This is a genomic window from Streptococcus lutetiensis (genome assembly GCF_900475675.1).
Taxonomy (GTDB): domain Bacteria; phylum Bacillota; class Bacilli; order Lactobacillales; family Streptococcaceae; genus Streptococcus; species Streptococcus lutetiensis.
In genome coordinates this window covers 338770-357324 of sequence record NZ_LS483403.1, presented here as the reverse complement: position 1 = coordinate 357324, position 18555 = coordinate 338770, and the positions used below count along the sequence as shown (strand labels likewise).

The window sequence follows — 18555 nt, the reverse complement described above, 5'->3', positions numbered from 1 at the left end:
AGGGTTTTGTCATGACGGAAAAGATAATTTCAAAAAAGTCCTTACAAAATTTAAAAGTTTCTAATAAAGAATCACGAAAATTGACACGTGAAGCGCTAGAAACTGCACTTTTGCTCCTTCTTGAAAAGAAAACCTTGAGCCAAATTACGATTTCAGAACTCGTTGCTAAAGCTGGTGTCTCACGCAACGCTTTCTACCGTAATTATAAGTCTAAAGAAGCTATTTTAGAGTCTATTCTAACCCAAATCGTTCGTCGTATTTTTCGTGGTCTCAAAGCATTTGATTTGAAAAATCAGCTCTCCCAAGCATGGCTTTTCATTCTGAATGAAGCCAAAAAAGAGGCACAAGTTCTTGGCTTCATTTTTGAACAACACCTAGAAAAACTCTTGACGAGCATCGTCTCTAAACGATTAAAAGCTTACCAAAGGTTCAATAAAAAACATGATTCACACTACACGAATTCTTTCTGGAGTAACGCCATTATCTCAGTTCTTTCAAACTGGGTAGCTGATGACATGCGTATCCCTGCTGAGGAAGTAGCTGCAATCGGCTTGCCACTTTTCTTATAAGAAGAAAATACCGACCACAATTAGGTCGGTATTTTTATTATTTCAAAACATAATCGTAAATAGCCTGAGCTACTCCGGCATTGTCATTAGTTGTTGTTTCGTAGCGGCAAATAGATTTGACTTCGTCTGTCGCATTTCCCATAGCAACGCTATGATAAGCAAATTCAAGCATTTCAAGGTCGTTGGCAGCATCACCAAGTGCCATGACTTGCTCTGGTGAGAAGCCAAGTTTTTCTGACAAAGCTTTAAGAGCTGTTGCTTTCGTGTAGCCTTTTGGCATAGCTTCAAAGATATATTCTTGGCTACGAACCACACTAAAATCTTTAGCCAAAGCTGTTTCTTTTGCTTCTTGAAATGGATTTAATTGTGGCGCTTTTGCCATGTACATAGCTTGGAAGATGATTTCGTCTGTCGCCTTCATCTCATCAAGTGTGACTGCATGAGCGATATCAAAGACAAGACCAGCATCGTATTGGACAAGTTCTGGAACTTCTTCAGCTACAGCGTAATAATGTTTTTCACCTGTCAAGGTTAAGCAAACATCTGGATAATCAGCAACAGCTTCGTTCAATTTATCTAGCTCTTCATTTGTGACTTGAGCATAAAAAACAAGTTCCCAATTTTTGGTATTGTAAATGGTGCAACCATTATTCATGATGATGTATTCTTCATCGTCCAAGCCCAATTTTTCAAAAAATGGAAGAATTCCTGATTTTGGACGTCCTGTACAAAGAACAATTTTTACCCCGGCTTGTGCCGCTTTTTGGATTGCTTTGACATTTTCTTCAGGAATTTTTTTATCTGAATTAAGTAATGTTCCATCTAAATCGATTGCAATTAATTTAATCATTTTTAGTGACCTTCCGTTTAATTTTTGGCAAATGCCACTGACGCCAGTAGCCTATCATACGTAAGATTGTCAGAATTAAAACTAATACATAATAGCCTGGATCGTTATGAACGATTTTAAAATAAATCGCAAGCGCCGCTAAAATTGCCCAACCAGCGTAAACTTCACTTCTAAGCACACTTGGTTTTCGACCAGCTAAGATATCTCGGACAATACCACCACCTGCACCAGTCAAAACAGCGGCAACAATCACCGCACTTAAAGGTTGATGAAGTTTAACAGCATACATAGCTCCTTGAACACTAAAAGCTGCAAGACCAATAGCATCCGTCAAGACTTCTGCTTTTCGCCAACCTTTGTGAGTAATGATATTTGGAAATACCATGATAAATAACATGGCTGCCAAGGCAAAATAAAAACACTGACTCTGAGACCAGAGGGCGCTAATCGGCAAACCAATCAAAAGATTACGAATAGCTCCACCACCAAAGGCAGTCACAAAACCTAGGATAAAAATCCCAAGTATGTCAAAATCTTCTTCCATCGCGACGATTGCTCCAGATAAAGCAAAGGCGATAGAACCAATGATACTTAATAAATCCCAAACATTCATCGTCATTTTGATTCCAAACTATATTTTTTCTTACTAGACTAGTTTATCATTTTTAAAGAAGTAAAAAAACAGAGCAAGCTCTGTTTTTCTAAATTTTACTTAATTTCTTTTCCGAGGCTAAATTTTGTTCCTTTAAGCGCACGTTTTAAAAAGAACTTAAATGGACGTCCTGTGATAGTCGCTTGTTTTTTCTCTAAATCAACATTAACTGCTTTCACGCCAGAAACAGCTGATAATTTTTCAGTCACTTTTGTGACACAACCTTGGCATTTCATGCCTGTTACTTCATATGTTTTTTCCATGAGAAACTCCTTTATTTTAATGTCATGTATTTTAAGCGAAGGGCATTTAGAACCACTGACACTGAACTAAAGCCCATAGCAAGTCCTGCAATCATGGGATTAAGCAAAGGTCCACCAAAGAGATACAAAACTCCCATCGCAACTGGAATCGCTAGAATATTGTAGATGAATGCCCAGAAGAGATTTTCCTTAACCACTTTAATCGTCAAACAACTGATGCTTAAAGCTCTGAGGACATCTGAAATTTCTGGTTTCATTAGGATAATATCCGCTGACTCAATGGCAATGTCAGTTCCTGAACCTACCGCAATCCCAATATCTGCTACTGCTAACGCTGGCGCATCATTAATCCCGTCACCGACCATGGCAACCATTTTTCCTTGACGCTGCAAGTCCTTAATAGCTTGTGATTTTTGGTCAGGCAAGACTTCGCTAATCACAGTCTTAATGCCGGCTTGTTTGGCAATAGCTTGCGCGGTATTGCTGTTATCTCCTGTTAGTAAAACAACATCAATGCCTTGATTTTGTAATTTAGCGACGGTATCTTTACTATCTGCTTTTAACAAATCCGCTACGGTAATTACTCCTATCAGTTGCTCATTAGCCGAGATGTAAATCGGTGTTTGACCTTTTTGTGTCGCAGCCAGCACAGCTGTTTCACTCGCGGTCAAATCAACTTGTAACTCTTCCATCAATCTGCGGTTACCGACGTAAACGGTCTTCCCTGCAAGATCAGCTTGTAAACCTCGTCCTGTCAAAGAAGTGAAATTCTCAACTTCTTCCAAAGTTAGTTTGTCAGCGCTAGCTTTTTCTACAATAGCCTGACTAAGTGGATGCTCTGAATACTTTTCAACGGAAGCGACCTGAACAAGCAGGCTCTTTTCATCACCGTGATAGGCGATAACATCAACCACTTGTGGTTTTCCTTGTGTAATAGTTCCTGTCTTATCAAAGACCATGGTATCAATGTGATGAGCATTTTCAAGGACGTCACCACGTTTGTAAAGAATCCCGTTTTCAGCGCCTCGACCAGTTCCGACCATGATGGCTGTTGGTGTGGCAAGTCCAAGAGCACATGGACAAGCAATCACCAGAATAGCGATAGCGACTTGGAGAGCAAAAACAAAACTTTCACCCTTGGCAAAATACCAGAATAAGAAAGTAATCAAAGCGATAGTCATAACTGCTGGCACAAAAACACCAGCAACCTTATCAGCAATCTTAGCAATCGGTGCTTTGGTTTGTTGGGCATCTTCAACCAGTTTAATGATTTGGGCTAAAAGAGTTTCATCACCGACTTTTTCAGCACGAATGGTTAGGGAACCTTGTCCATTGATTGAAGCTCCAAACACCTTATCATCTGCTACTTTTTCCACTGGGATACTTTCACCCGTCAGCATTGATTCATCAATAGCCGAATGTCCTGACACCACATAACCATCAACAGGAATTTTTTCACCTGGTTTGACCATGATAAGGTCACCTACTTGAACCTGATCAATTGGGATTTTCTGCTCAACACCATCTCGGATAACCATTGCTTCTTTAGCAGACAAGGTTAAGAGCTTTTGGATGGCATCGGATGTTCGGCCTTTCGACAAGGTTTCAAAATATTTTCCCAAGGTAATCAAGGTCAAAATCACCGCAACTGATTCAAAGTACAGCATATGCACGTGATGAACATGCCCAAGAATGATGTGGTAAGTGCTGTAAAGACTATAAAGAAATGCTGCGGTTGTTGCCAAAGCTACTAAGGAATCCATATTAGGATGTACTTTTAACAAAGCACGAAAACCATTAACATAAAAACGGCGCCCAAAGTACATGACTGGTAAAGTCAATGCAAGCTGAACCAGCGCAAAAATCAAAGGATGCTCACTCATGCTAACAACTTTTGGCACCCACATGCCCATCATACTGCCCATCGAGAGATAAAGCAAGGGAATCGCAAAAGTCGCAGACCACAAAAACTTATGCCACATATTATGAGTGGCTTCGCTCTGGCGTTCTGATTGGCTTTTAGCTGTTGTTGGGTTAAAGACACAAGCGCCATACCCAGCATCCACAACAGCTTTTTCAATCTCAGCTTCACTGACTAAGTCAGGATTATAGCGTACAGTCATCTTCTCTGTTGTCAGATTAACAACCGCTGAATCGACATGATCTATTTTATTGACAGCATTCTCGACGGTTAAAGCACAAGCCGCACAAGTCATACCGTCAATGACAAAGACTTCTTCTTTTTCCATAAGATACCTTCCTATCAGAAATCTGACAAATCAACCATTAAAGACCAAGGTGTTCTTTACAACGACATTGTCCAGGAATACAATTACACGGTACTTCATCCAAAGCTTCTTTTTCTTTGGATGATAGCAGAGCTTGTAAATCAGCAATGTCAGAAAGTCTCATTGGCGTTTCTTTCAACAGATGTTCAAGAATAGTCTTGTGCTTACGCTGACAAAATTTATCAAATAAGTCATCAGCCTGCTGGTTCATAGCTTCTTGCTCAGACAAGAGACTTGAATAGAGAAAAGCTTTGCCAGACCTCTTTCTTGTCAAGTAACCTTTATCAACTAAACGTTTCAACAAAGTCTTAACCGTTGAGGCTGTCCAGCTATTTTTTTCACCTAGAACATCAAGAATCTGACCACTCGTCGCCGCATCTTTAGTCCAAATCACGCGTATGATCTCCCATTCTGATTTTGAAATTGACATAGCATTCCTTTCTAAATATCTTTTTTTGGTTTACGTTTGTAAATTCATTATATTTCTATGGTCTACATTTGTCAACTATAACTGCAAAAAATAGTCCGAAATTTAATATTTCGAACTTTAAACACAAATAACTTTGTGCTCTGAGTAATTTAGAAGAGTTTACACCTTCATCCTAGTTCTTTACGCTAGAATTTGCAAGCGCGGCCATCTCTTTTGCCAATCTTTCTTTTTCAAGCGCTCACGGTAGACTGCCATACGCTCTTCATCTGCTAAGAAATGTGGTGTCAGTTGCACAATAAAATTAACAATATCATCACCGTAAGGCAAAAATAATTCTAAATCACCATCTTTTAAACGTGCTGCTATAGCTGTACAGCGTTCTGGATATTTACTGATAGCACCTCTAGCATTTTGATAAGGGGCTGTGTGCGGACTGTGACCATGCATAAAGACCTGATTTTTGACTTCCCATTGATAACTAGGGTAGGCCACTTGAAGCTGTTCTTGAATAGCTTAAGTCTTCTCATAAGTAATCTCAGGGGCAAAAAAGACAACATCAATGTCACTTGTATCCAACAAACCTGGCTTTCCTGATAAGACATCCAAACGTAATTACGAAGTGCCCCCGCAGCAAGCCAAGCATCTGGCAGCTCAAGCTCAGCTATTATAGTTAAAATCGCTATCAACTCTTTATCGCTTGCAAATAAAGCTTTGAAATCTATCATTTTCCTCTCTTTGATAAGCTTTTACAAATTCTTGCAGAGCCTTTAAATCATCTACAAAAATGGCCTTATCACGATCTTCTTGTCTCAAAAATTCCGTAGTCACCATTTGGTCAAAAAGGGCTTTGAGAGGGTTATAATAACCATTCAAATTAAGAAAAAGACACGGTTTATGATGGAGCCCAATGCGTGCCCAAGAAAAAGCTTGGACAATTTCCTCAAGAGTTCCAGGACCACCTGGAAAAGCCAAAAAAAGCTCCCCATTATCCATTAAGAGTCGCTTACGCTCATCCATATCAGCTACCACAGTGAGCTCTGTTAAATGCAAATGAGCTTTTTCACGCTTTTTAAAATCAAGCGGAATAATACCATAAACCTCTCCGCCATCAGCTAAAACCGTATCTGCCAAAATGCCCATTAGACCATCTTTACTGCCACCATAGATTAATTGATGCTTCTGTTTGGCTAACCAATGACCTAATTCAATGATATTTTCCTTATAAATCGGGTCATTGCCAAAACTTGACCCCAAATAAACCGTAATTTTCATCTTCACAATATTCCTCGCTAAACCACTTTCATTATATCACACCCAAAAAAGGCCTGCCAAGTGGCAGACCTTTCTCATATAAAATTCTAGTTAACTAAAATTTATTTTTTAACTTCCAAATCACGAAGCAATTGATCGATTTTATTTCCGTATTCGATTGATTCATCTTTGATAAATATCAAATCTGGGATTTTGTACATTGTCAAGTTGCGACCGAGTTCGCGTTTGATTGTACCTTTAGCTTTTTCAAGACCAATTTGGGCTTTTTGGTTATCTGATGCAAGTTCAGAGTGAATTGTGTAATACACTTTAGCCATTGAAAGGTCTCCAAGCATTTGAACATCAGTAATTGTCACATCTTGAACACGTGGGTCGCGAACTTTTTTATGCAAAATTTCATTGACTTCACGTTTGATTTCCATACCAACACGGTCGACACGATGATTAGCCATAGTTATTTCCTTTCTAATCTTTTTGAAAAAGCTAGGCTAAGCAAGCCTAGCTTTTATTCATTTATAACTGTAACGTTTAAGAAAAGCTACATAGGGATTGCCATATTCTCATTAGAGATTTTAGTTTCTTAGAAAATGGAGCGTTTCGACGTCTAAAACTTTCAGTCGATTATACTGAAAGTTTTAGACTAGTGTAACGTTTAGGCAAGGCACCATAGTGCTTGCCGTATTCCCATTAGAAACTTCAGTCTCAATGGGAATTAACGTTTAATTTCTTCCATAACGTAAGCTTCGATAACGTCATCAACTTTGATATCGTTGTAGTTTTCAATCATCAAACCACCTTCTTGGCCGTTTCCGATTTCTTTAACGTCATCTTTGAAGTGTTTAAGGCTGGCAAGTTTACCGTCGAAGATAACGACACCGTCACGGATGACACGTGCGCTAGCATCACGCGTAATTTTACCATTTGTAACCATGAATCCACCGATTGTACCAACTTTAGATACTTTAAATGTTTCACGGATAAGAGCTTCACCGATGATTTTTTCTTTGTATTCAGGGTCAAGCATACCTTTCATAGCATCTTCAACTTCTTCGATAACTTTGTAGATGATTGAGTGAAGACGAATATCTACTTCATCAGCTTCTGCTTGTTCGCGAGCTTGTGGTGTAGGGCGGACGTTAAATCCAATGATGAAGGCATTTGATGCTTCAGCAAGAGTAACGTCTGATTCGTTGATAGCACCTACGGCTGAGTGAACAACTGAAACTTTTACGCCTTCAACATCGATTTTAAGAAGTGAGGCAGCAAGGGCTTCAACAGAACCTTGTACGTCAGCTTTGATGATGACGTTAACAGTCTTAACTTGACCTGCTTTAAGGGTATCAAAGAGGTTTTCAAGACTAACACGTTGAGTAACTTGACGTTGTTTCAACAAAGCACGTTTAGCACGTTCTTCACCGGCTGCACGCGCAGCTTTTTCATCTTCGTAAACCGCAAAGTGGTCACCTGCCATAGGCACATCATTCAAACCAGTGATTGATACTGGTGTTGATGGTTCTGCCACTTTAACACGGCGTCCAAGGTCATTAACCATAGCACGAACACGACCGAATGTGTTACCAACAACGATTGGGTCTTGAACATGAAGAGTACCTTGTTGGACAAGAAGTGTTGCCACAGGTCCTTTACCTTTATCAAGACGAGCTTCGATAACAGTACCGATAGCGCGAACTGTTGGGTCAGCTTTCAATTCTTCCATTTCAGCAACAAGAAGAACTGTTTCTAACAATTCATCAATGTTTTTACCAAATTTAGCTGAAATTTCAACGAATTCACAGTCACCACCCCAAGCAGATGAGATGATTCCGTGTTCTGCCAATTCACCGATAACACGTTCTGGGTTAGCACCTGGTTTATCAATCTTGTTGATAGCAACGATGATTGGGACACCAGCGGCTTTAGAGTGGTTAATAGCTTCGATTGTTTGAGGCATAACACCGTCATCAGCGGCAACAATCAAGATAGTGATATCTGTGATTGAGGCACCACGCGCACGCATTGATGTAAAGGCCGCGTGACCTGGTGTATCAAGGAAGGTAATTTTCTTACCATTTTCAACGATTTGGTAAGCACCGATGTGTTGAGTGATACCACCAGCTTCGCCTGTAGCGACACGTGAATTACGAAGGGTATCAAGAAGGGTTGTTTTACCGTGGTCAACGTGTCCCATGATAGTTACGACAGGAGCACGTTCAACCATTTCGTCTGGGTTGAGGTAGCCTTCGTCAGCAAAGAAGCGTTCGATATCAGCTTCATCAACTTCGACTTTTTTGTGTGCTTCAATACCATAATCAACCATCAACAATTCGATTGTATCACTGTCGAGGGATTGGTTTTGAGTGGCCATAACACCCATCAAGAAGAGTTTCTTAACGATTTCTGCTGGTTCGCGTTTGATACGTTTTGCGATTTCAGCAACAGTCATGCCTTCAGTATATTCAAATTCTTTAGGTAATTCGTGGAACTTACGCTCTGTTACAGGTTTTGGAGCGTTGTTACGATTGTTATGTTTACCTTTTTTGTTTTTCTTATTATTATTCCAGTTACTATTTCTTTGATTTCTCACTTGGTTATGATTATTCCAATTTTTTCTATTCTTGCGTAGTCTATCTTCATTATCACGTTCATAATCACGTGATTTTTCAGGACGAGCTTGTTTCTTACGACGTTTATCTACAGCAGGTGCTGCTTGTTCTGCAGCCACATATTTTGACGCAGAAGTTGCAGGTTTTGCTGCTTTTGCTTTGTGTTCTTCAGCCTTAGCTTTCGCTTCCACATGAGCTTTGTGCTCTTGTTCTTTAGTTGCTTTTGCTTTACGCTTAGCAGCTTCTTTTTCGTGAATGCGATTTTCGCTTTGGCGAGAATACTCAGCATTTTGTTCTGCTTTCAAAGCAGCGGCACGTGCCTTGAAATCGATACGTGGTTTTGCTGCTTGATTTCGATCGTTTCGTTGATCTCTTTGGTGATTATCACGCTGTTGATCTCTTCGATTATGATTTTGAGAATTGCGATCGCGTTGTTTGCGATTATTTCGGGCATTCTCTTGCCTGTCACGATTAGAACGATTGTCGCGTCCTTTATTGTTATTGCGCTTTTTATCGCCGCCTTTAGCTCGTTTTTCAGCTTCAGCTTTAGCACGCGCTTCACGTTCCGCCTTGAAATTACGGCTCTGAGGTTTAGCAGGAGCTACTTTAGGAGCTTCTGCAACTATTTTCTCAGCTACTTTTTCAACTTTGGCTTTTGCCGCAGCTGGTTTGGCATTCCCTGAGAATTTCGCCACAATTCGTTTGGCATCAGATTCGTCAACGCTAGAAGAATGGCTCTTCACATCAAGTCCTAGCTCTTGAGCATAGTCAACAACTTCTTTGCTTGATTTGCCCAGTTCTTTAGCGATTTCATATAATCTTTTCTTTGACAATTGATGTCCTCCTATTCTGTTAGTTCATAAGAGTCCTCATTTTCTTTGAAAATCCAGCGTCTGCTATGGCAACCACTTTACGTGGTTTACCAAGCGCAGCACTTAATTCCAGTGTGTTAAACACTGTGGAGACTTCTACTTTGTAATAATGACTTTTATCAGTTGTTTTCTTTGTCAAATTATCACCAGCATCATTTGCCAGAAAAACAAATTTTGCTTTGCCAGATTGGATAGCCTTAATAACTAATTCTTCTCCAGAAATAACTTTTCCTGCACGTTGTGCTAGGCCAATTAAATTTGACAATCTTTGGTGGTTATTCAAGACCTAACTCTCTTCTTTTGACTTTGTGATCTACGTAAGCAATCAATTCATCATAAAATGATTCAGGAACTTCCATTGAAAAGCTACGGTTAAAGACGCGTTTTTCTTTGGCTTGAAGAGCTTCTGCATTGTCAAGTTTGATGTAAGCACCACGTCCGTTTTGCTTACCAGTTGGATCGATAAAAATCTCACCTTCTTTGTTCTTAACAATGCGAAGTAAATCACGCTTATCAATAACTTCACCTGAAACAACTGATTTTCTTAAAGGTATTTTACGTGTTTTAGCCATGAAACACCTCTATCTTTCTTATTCTGCGTCGTTTGCTACAACTTCTGTTTCAGCAGTTTCAGCAACTTCTTCAGCTGGAGCAGCTGCTTGTTCTGCACGTTCAGCTTCAAGTGCTTCATATTCTGAAGCAGATTTGATGTCGATACGGTAGCCAGTCAAATGTGCGGCCAAACGAACGTTTTGTCCACGACGACCGATAGCAAGTGACAATTTGTTGTCAGGAACAACAACAGTTGCACGTTTGCTGTCTTCTTCGTCGAAAAGAACCATATCAACTTCAGCTGGTGCGATAGCGTTGTAGATGAATTCAGCTGGATCTTCAACCCATTGGATAACATCAATATTTTCTTCAACAGGAACTTCTACGCCAGCTTTAGCATCGTAACGTTTTGGATGGAATTTGCTGATAACTTTTTTGATGTTGCTTCCACCACGACCAACGATTGTACCGATAGCATCAACGTTTGGATTGTGGCTACGAACAGCAACTTTTGTACGATCTCCAGCCTCACGTGAAACGCTCATGATTTCAACAGTTCCGTCAAATACTTCAGGAATTTCTTGTTCCATGATACGTTTGATGAATTGAGGGTGGCTACGGCTTACAAAGACGTTAACACCTTTTGGATTGTTTTCAACTTTGTAAACGTAAACTTCTATACGGTCGTGTGATTTCCATGTTTCACCAGGAATTTGGTCTTGGTGTGACAATTGTGCTTCAAGAGAACCAAGGTTAACATAGATGAAACGTTGGTCGAAGCGTTCAACAGTACCAGTCATGATTTCGCCTTCGTGTTGTTTGTACTCGTTGTAAGTCACTTCACGAATTTGACGATGCATTTTTTCCATGATTGTTTGTTTAGCTGATTGAGCAGCCACACGACCAAATTCAGCAACAGATTCTTCAAAGCGAATTTTGTCACCTAATTCGTAAGCTGAGCTAATTTTCAATGCATCTGACAAGCTGATTTCTAGACGGCTATCAAAAACTTCTTCAACAACTTCACGAACTGTGTAGACTTTAAAGTCACCTTTTTTGTCGTCGAATTCAATAACACATGATTCAGATTGACCATAACGACGTTTATAAGCTGATTTCAAAGATTCCTTGACAGCGTCGATGATATCGTCTTTGTTAATGTGTTTTTCTTCTTCCAAAATACGGAAGGCTTCTAGCATTTCTTTGCTCATTTTTTTCATTGCCCTGCATGGATAAGCAGGATGTAATCCTTTCGTTTATATCTAAGTAAAATCAGATTGTAGTTTGTTGTAGTAGTTTGACTACAATTTCACTGCCAAACGCGCTTTTGCAACTGTTGAATATGGAATTTCAACGGTTTTCTTGCGTGTTTTGTCCAAATAATCAATGGTCAATGTTTCACCATCAAAAGCTACAAGGTCTCCTTGGAACACCTTAACTTTATCAATAGCTTTGTAAAGACTAACATTGACATAAGAACCTACAGCTTTTTCAAGAGCTTCTTTCGTTTTTAACGGGCGTTCTAAACCAGGGCTAGACACTTCCAACATATATTGCTCTGGAAATGGGTCTGGTTTAATCGCATCAAGCAAAGGGCTGATGATTTCAGTCAAATCAGCTGTATCATTTACGGTAATCCCTTCTGGTTTGTCAATTAAAATGCTAAGCACATAATCGCTACCCATTTTCCCATACTCGACATCAACCAATTCAAACGGCTCTTTAATAGCTGGTGCAACCACTTCTGTAACGACATCAATGATTGTATTTGCGTTTGCGATAAGAATCCCCTCCTTTATCTTTCAAAATCAAAAATAGAAAGTTCACTACGCTCATTCACTTCTAGAAAGTAGATTTGTAGCGTCTCATCGTAGAACTTTGCTCTTAATCTCGTGTAATCACTAGCCTTTTAGGCTAAAATGAGATTTAAGCACCACAAGAGGCGAAGTCACAAACTCCGCCTCCTTCTACATATTTTCTATTATAGTAGCATATTTTATTTGAAATATCAAGACTTATGCTTGATAAAGCTAGAAAACTTACCCTTTTCCAGCAAGAATATCTGATACTTTATACAATCCTGGGGAATATGTCCGACCGAAAAGCTTTTTCGTCAAGGCATTAAACGTATAATGGTCATCTAAAATCAAGACTTCGTCATATGTTTTTAAGAGTGCAATAGAGTCATCGTCTGTTAAATTGAAATCATCTCTAGTATCGACATTTTCATTCCAGAGGTAATAACTACTAGTATATTGGACAAAATAACTATCTACATTCTCCTTGTCTGCTGTTACAACCAAAATTCTATCCGTTGACGAATCACTCTGACTTCCAGTAAGCTGATGAATTTCTTTTGCGACCTCGTTTGTTTCCTGATTGTTATTGTAAACAATGCTATTATTTTCTGACAAGAACATTCCAATGGCATAAACTGTCAAAACAAGGCTTGCGTATTGGTACAAGCGTTTATTAAATAAGCTCTTGTAAGACCTAGCATTACGTTTACTAATGATTTTTTCATACAGACACTTGTCCATTACCCATGCTAAAGACATGGTCAAACAACCAAAAGCAAAGATAACGATGCTCGAAGCATAGCGCTCAAATCCTGCTAATTCTAACGCTTCATCAGTCGGCATTGCTGTCAGATACATGAGCAAAATACCAATATAGTAAGTCACAATCGAAATATCAACAAATCCCCATGTCAACAAGACAAATTTCTTATATTTCAAACGAATGCCAATCACAACAAAGGCAATCAGCATAATCAGATTGATTATCAAAATTCCATTGCTTGCCAAACTGTCAAACGTAAACACCGATTTGACAAAAAGAGTGATAATTTTTTGTGGGTCGCCTGACAGATTTCCCGTCAATACCTGACCAAGTTCTGACATGGACACCGCATGCTTGGCACTTGAGGCATTTGGAAAGTTATCCGTCACATGCTTTTGCCAAATAACAAAAGGAAGAAAGCTGACTAGTAAGGTCATTATGAGCAGCACTAGTGCCTTTAAACGTGCTCTTTTACGAACAAGTAAACGCACAATACAAACCACATAAGCTACTAAAACGAGAGCGACAAAGAAAAGTCCACTTACTTTGACGATACTTAATAATCCAAGAATTACCGCCGTATTTAGCGACAAAAACCAGAAACGATTACGATAGGCAAAACAACCTGCTATGGCTGCCAAAGCCAAGGCTGGAAGCAGAAAATCAACCAGCAAATTATTTAATCGAATAGCAATGTTGAACGTATTAAAAACAGCAAACGAAGCAAAAATCATGCTAACCATTAAGACACGTCGATCATCACGAAGTGCTGCAAACATGGCATAAAGAGATGAAGCAATCAAGAAGAATTGCCCGATCAACATACTGCCTTCTGAAAAGCCTACGATAGTCGTGAAAAAATAAATGAAAAGTGAACTTCCAACAGGATAGGTATAATAACTAATAATCGTATCCTGCTGTGTTGGCAAAGCATTATTGATATGGAAAAATTTTACAATCGTTGCCCAATGCGTAAAATTATCATAATGTAAAAGCGGTGAATACCAGAGCGTTATTCCAAACAAAAGCAAATAAGCCATCATTCCAAGCGCAATATAATCAAGTCTCCTAAAGCGATATTTCTTTTTCCATACCGCCCAAAGATAATAAAGACTCAAAAGACAGCCTAAAACAGAAATGGCATACACAGTCTGTAACATAAAGCCTAACAAACTACCAAGGTACAATGCCAATGTAATGACCGAAAATGTAAACACCCATGTCAAACGACGATTCATCTTCACAGTATTACGGAAAAAAGCATCATACCCTATAGTAATTACAAAGAACAACAGTAATCTAGCAATACTAATCATGCTCTCCCTCTCCACTCATTGGCTAAGGCTTTAAAAGCAGGTAAGCTATCCAAATCCGCTAAATTGGTAACTTGATAAAGCGATTCGCCTCTATCAATATCATAGGACACAAAAGTCAACTGAATTGGTAAATCTTTGTAGGTAAATGCGACATTCGGTTCTTTTTTAGGATTGGTCAATTTTCCAGAAAATGTCATGTAATAATAATCTGTCTTTCTAAGCTGGCGTTTTTTTCCAGCAACTTGAACCTCTTCATTGACTCGGACTTTCGGAAAAGCTACTTGGTCATAGGCTGAAATAGGACGTTCATTACTTTGGAAACGTTGACTAAAGTTCTCAAATAAATCATCCCATGTTGTCATCCAAGGGTCTTTTTCCTTCGGAAGATTGTGATTAACGCGGTCATAAATGTACTGATAAAATTCACGCTTATCAGCTTCAGGAACTTCTGAAAATTGAACGCCGTAGCGCCAGCCATTATCAATCGCAAAAACACGAATAACATGACCTTTTACCCTCGCATGATAATCACGTGATTGCAAATTAAGCGTCAGTTCTTTTTCTTTCGGCAAATACAATGGTAAATTCGTATAGAATGAAATCCCCGTTTCTGAAATATCACAGACTCTCACTTGGTAAGAATCATCATCAACCTCAACAACCATAGCTTCATCAACAGTAAAACGCTCACTTGAGCGATAAATCGGACGACCAAACGCACAGAAAATCGCAAAGGTCAAATTGATAATATGATAAATTAACCAAAAACTGATAATACTTCCATAAAAAAGCTCTGAACCAAATTTTCCATAGTTAAAAATCACCAAACCATAAACGGCTAATCCCCACAAAACAAGATAAGGAAGCGCATAAAGGTACAACGTCCACGACGTATCATTTCCCTTACGTGTCACCTTAAATTTTTTCTCGCTAATGCCAAAGGACTCCAACATCATGGGAATAAACAAATACGGAGCAAAAATCGTTTCCACAATTTCTCCCCAAACCTGTGTTCGGTATTGTTTTGAGACTTCTCGCATTGACAAGCGTGTCAAGGCGTAACTTGGCAACCAGAATAGGAACAGTAGCCAGATATTTGACACCACCACACGCACATGGAAAACCGTATATAAAATCGGCGCCAAGATATACAACAACCGTCTAAAGAAAGACCACCAATAAAGATAGCTATTAATATAAACAATTCTTTGCCCCTTTGTCAATTTGGGATTAAAGAAGATATTCATATTGTAGCTACTGCGAATAACGCCACGTCCCCAGCGCACGCGCTGTTTGATGACACTCTTCAAATCTGTTGGCGTTAACCCACTAGCCATTGGACTTTTCGTCGAATAATTTACATAGCCAGCCACATTCATCCGAACACCTAGCTCGAAATCCTCCGTAATGGTATCTGTCGGAAAACCACCAACATCTTCAATCGCCTTGCGGAAAATAACCGTATTAGATCCCGTATAAACCGCTGCACCGTGCGAATTATTGAAAATATTAATTTCTTTGGAAAAGATATCTTGTTCGTTTGGTAAGGTTGATTCTGAAAACAAGTTAAATTGGAAAATATCAGCATTGTAAAAACTTTGTGGCGTTTGAATCAAACCAACTTTTGACTTATCATAATCGTCACCATTTTCATAAGCCTCAACTTGTTCAACAAAATAGGGCACAGTCTCCAACAGGAATTTACGATAAGGAATCATATCAGCATCAAATGTCGCCACCAAAGGTGATGACGTCTGATGTAAAGCATTATTGTAGTTTCCTGATTTGGCATCTTTATTATCCGCCAAACCAAAATAACCAACACCAAGCTCATCAGCCAATTTGGAAACTTCTAGACGATTGGTATCATCACAGACGTAGATATGCACCTTAGACTTATCAGGATATTCCATAAAAGTGCAGGCATTAATCGTCTTATAAAGCAACTCTGGATCCTCATTATGCGTTGCAATCAAAACATCCACATCTGGGTAACGCTCCTTAGCGATCTCAGGCTTTTCAAGCTCAAAGTCCTTTTGCTTATTCCAAATGAGAATGTAACCTGTAATGGCTGAAACTACCTCACTTCCCCACAATAAAATCCCAAAGATTAGCGCAAACCATGAATCATGCCACGGAATAGTCGCCACCAAACGCCAAGTTAAATAAAAGGCAGTCGTTACAAATGCAACGAAATAGAGTACCCTCTTACTGGTCTTCATTCTCGCCTCCACTAAAAATCAAATGTTTTTGCACAAAATAACTGACAAAGAAAAGTGTACCATCAACTAAAATCTTCACCAATGAAATTGGCAGCATCGTCAAGGTATTTCCTAGAACTGTTACCAATAAACTTGACAAAACAATCTGTACTACCACCAAAGTGAAGTATTTTATCGCACTATTTGATTGACCTTGTTTAAAAACCACTTTATGATTCAAGGTGAAATTAACAACAGATGATATCGCACGCGCTAAAACCGAAGCTAACGTCACCGCACTAAAACTCAATCCATTAAACAAAGAAATTAAAATCGTAAAAGCAACAATATCAACCAAGAAGGAAAACAATGATGAAAAAATGTACTTGAAGAAAACCTTGTAAATTCTAATCGAGTCACGAATCACATCAAAATGTGATGACTGATTTTCCTCTAAATAAATCGTTGCAATGCCAACTTCACAAATTGAAATATTGTCCTCTTTTGCCTCAAGTAACATATTCATCTCAAATTCATACCGTTCACCCTCCACGGTTAAGAGTTTTGGTAGCCATGACATAGGAATCACACGAAGCCCTGTTTGCGTATCAGAAACGTTCATACCTGTCATAGCCCCCAAGACGTCTCTTGTCAATAAATTTCCCAATTTACTACGTAAAGGAACAGATTTTTCAAATGTTCTAACACCCAGCACCAAACTATCAGGATGTTGCAAAAATTCAGCCAAACATTTCATCATGTCTTCGTAGGTATGTTGACCATCAGAATCAATCGTCACAATTCCTTTGGCATTAGGAAAATTATCCAAAATATATGAAAAAGCCGTTTTTAAAGCACGACCTTTTCCTTTATTCTCAGCGTGTTTTTGCAAGTGACAAGCATAGTTACTCTGCGCTATTGCAAATAACGATGCAAAATCAGCTCCACTACCGTCATCGACTAAAATAATGTCAAACATTTGATTTTCCTTATCCCGAATATTTTTCAAAAGTTCCAACAAACGGTCATCAGGTTCATAGGCAGGAATGACAATAACAACATCTTGAAACATCATCGACGTTCTCCTTTCTGACTTTTATTTTCGTACATTTTCTTATCAGCTATTGCACAAAAATCAACGAAGTTTTTATGTGATTGATAAGAGTCCGTATAAACACCTAAAGATGCTGTAACCCCCGCATCTTTGAGAGTCATTTCTGCTTGAACAAGTTTTATTAAAAATTCAGCTTGATTTTCAGAAACTCCAGGGAGTAAAATGGCAAATTCATCTCCACCTAACCTTGCTATTACAGCACTTTCAGGCATTATCTTCGTTAAAATATCACCAAACTCAATAAGAATTTTATCTCCCGTAGCATGTCCAAAGGTATCATTGGCTTCTTTGAATTTATCCAAATCAGATATAATAACCGTAATCCTTTCTTCTTTACGCATCAGACATTCCTCAAAAGCAAGCTCAATATATCGTCGATTATGAACCCGTGTTAAAACATCTTCGTATGCCATCTTCTGTATTTCAAGTTCATGAACTCTCTGCTCTGTAACATCAAGAACACAACAAAAAACGCCAATCACCTTTTGGCGATTGTTATAAATGGGAGAATACATGTTTTGCCAGTAAAGCGTTTTATCACCTGCCTTAATAGTATCTATAAATGTAAACGTTTCACCCTTCTTCGCACGATCAACACTCACTTTTAAACGCGCAGCCTCTTCACTATCAAGATAATTCATTGGAAAATCACCAATTTTGGGAGTGAAATGAAAAACTTCTTCCATAAGCCGAATATCGTTCTTATTGACCGCAATAAAACGATAATCTAAGTCCACAGCATAGACATTAATAAGCTTCGCACTCTCTAAAATAAAGTGGGATAATATATGTTGTCTTCGATTAAGGTAAGAAGCTACGGTACAGAGGACGAGTATCACGACCAAGGTTACCAAAATGGTAGGATTATCATGATCAATCCAAGCATCATACACTAAGTGCGTTAATAACATTAACGCAGCAAAAATACTCGAGTACGTTAACAATCTTTGGTGCTTGATTAAAAAATCACTTACTTTTCCTAAAATCATTTCAGCCTTACCATTTTCTAGG

At 38.9% G+C, this 18555-nt stretch carries 17 protein-coding genes and 1 pseudogene; 1 reads left to right on the top strand and 17 read right to left on the bottom strand.

Features of this window, described 5'->3' with window-relative positions:
* The first annotated feature begins 11 nt into the window (after positions 1-11).
* Entirely contained in the window at positions 12-569 is a 558-nt protein-coding gene (locus DQN23_RS01985; protein ID WP_020916270.1) for a TetR/AcrR family transcriptional regulator, read from the top strand.
* Positions 570-606: 37 nt separating this feature from the next.
* On the opposite strand, the gene DQN23_RS01980 is transcribed toward DQN23_RS01985, so the two are convergent.
* The 17 genes and pseudogenes from DQN23_RS01980 to DQN23_RS01900 all read right to left on the bottom strand — a co-directional run bounded on the left by DQN23_RS01980 (position 607) and on the right by DQN23_RS01900 (position 18533).
* Entirely contained in the window at positions 607-1419 is an 813-nt protein-coding gene (locus DQN23_RS01980) for a Cof-type HAD-IIB family hydrolase (protein ID WP_111712643.1), read from the bottom strand.
* Positions 1412-2038, bottom strand: coding sequence for a trimeric intracellular cation channel family protein (locus DQN23_RS01975; RefSeq protein WP_039695927.1), 627 nt, complete (start codon positions 2036-2038; stop codon positions 1412-1414). The genes DQN23_RS01980 and DQN23_RS01975 overlap by 8 nt, the downstream gene beginning before the upstream one ends.
* Positions 2039-2127: 89 nt before the next feature.
* The gene (locus DQN23_RS01970) at positions 2128-2334 is read right to left on the bottom strand and encodes a heavy-metal-associated domain-containing protein (RefSeq protein ID WP_058813664.1); all 207 of its coding nucleotides are present in this window, start codon (positions 2332-2334) and stop codon (positions 2128-2130) included.
* Between the two features lie 11 nt (positions 2335-2345).
* On the bottom strand, positions 2346-4583 hold the full coding sequence (locus DQN23_RS01965; protein ID WP_058813663.1) for a heavy metal translocating P-type ATPase: 2238 nt from the start codon (positions 4581-4583) through the stop codon (positions 2346-2348).
* Between the two features lie 37 nt (positions 4584-4620).
* Positions 4621-5052, bottom strand: coding sequence for a CopY/TcrY family copper transport repressor (locus tag DQN23_RS01960; protein WP_058813662.1), 432 nt, complete (start codon positions 5050-5052; stop codon positions 4621-4623).
* A 180-nt stretch (positions 5053-5232) separates the two neighbouring features.
* Positions 5233-5777, bottom strand: a pseudogene (locus DQN23_RS01955) (nucleotidyltransferase family protein).
* Positions 5743-6324: an LOG family protein gene (locus tag DQN23_RS01950; RefSeq protein WP_058813661.1), complete on the bottom strand. Its 582-nt coding sequence runs from the start codon at positions 6322-6324 to the stop codon at positions 5743-5745. Before DQN23_RS01950 ends, DQN23_RS01955 begins: the two are co-directional and overlap by 35 nt.
* Before the next feature lie 101 nt (positions 6325-6425).
* Positions 6426-6776: a 30S ribosome-binding factor RbfA gene (gene rbfA, locus DQN23_RS01945; RefSeq protein WP_058813660.1), complete on the bottom strand. Its 351-nt coding sequence runs from the start codon at positions 6774-6776 to the stop codon at positions 6426-6428.
* Between the two features lie 260 nt (positions 6777-7036).
* The gene (infB, locus tag DQN23_RS01940) at positions 7037-9760 is read right to left on the bottom strand and encodes a translation initiation factor IF-2 (protein ID WP_111712642.1); all 2724 of its coding nucleotides are present in this window, start codon (positions 9758-9760) and stop codon (positions 7037-7039) included.
* A gap of 19 nt (positions 9761-9779) precedes the next feature.
* On the bottom strand, positions 9780-10082 hold the full coding sequence (locus DQN23_RS01935; RefSeq protein ID WP_020916261.1) for a YlxQ-related RNA-binding protein: 303 nt from the start codon (positions 10080-10082) through the stop codon (positions 9780-9782).
* The gene (gene rnpM / locus DQN23_RS01930; protein WP_006531117.1) at positions 10075-10371 is read right to left on the bottom strand and encodes an RNase P modulator RnpM; all 297 of its coding nucleotides are present in this window, start codon (positions 10369-10371) and stop codon (positions 10075-10077) included. Before rnpM ends, DQN23_RS01935 begins: the two co-directional genes overlap by 8 nt.
* Positions 10372-10389: 18 nt before the next feature.
* Entirely contained in the window at positions 10390-11562 is a 1173-nt protein-coding gene (gene nusA / locus DQN23_RS01925) for a transcription termination factor NusA (RefSeq protein ID WP_043895187.1), read from the bottom strand.
* Between the two features lie 90 nt (positions 11563-11652).
* Positions 11653-12138: a ribosome maturation factor RimP gene (gene rimP, locus DQN23_RS01920; RefSeq protein WP_171009917.1), complete on the bottom strand. Its 486-nt coding sequence runs from the start codon at positions 12136-12138 to the stop codon at positions 11653-11655.
* Positions 12139-12390: 252 nt separating this feature from the next.
* Positions 12391-14229, bottom strand: a complete 1839-nt coding sequence (locus tag DQN23_RS01915; protein ID WP_043894961.1) for a hypothetical protein — start codon at positions 14227-14229, stop codon at positions 12391-12393.
* Positions 14226-16451 (bottom strand): glycosyltransferase family 2 protein, encoded by a 2226-nt coding sequence (locus DQN23_RS01910; protein WP_020916256.1) that lies wholly within the window; start codon positions 16449-16451, stop codon positions 14226-14228. The genes DQN23_RS01915 and DQN23_RS01910 overlap by 4 nt, the downstream gene beginning before the upstream one ends.
* On the bottom strand, positions 16438-17505 hold the full coding sequence (locus DQN23_RS01905; protein WP_043894959.1) for a bifunctional glycosyltransferase family 2/GtrA family protein: 1068 nt from the start codon (positions 17503-17505) through the stop codon (positions 16438-16440). Before DQN23_RS01905 ends, DQN23_RS01910 begins: the two co-directional genes overlap by 14 nt.
* Positions 17502-18533: a sensor domain-containing diguanylate cyclase gene (locus DQN23_RS01900; RefSeq protein WP_111712641.1), complete on the bottom strand. Its 1032-nt coding sequence runs from the start codon at positions 18531-18533 to the stop codon at positions 17502-17504. Before DQN23_RS01900 ends, DQN23_RS01905 begins: the two co-directional genes overlap by 4 nt.
* Positions 18534-18555: the final 22 nt, after the last annotated feature.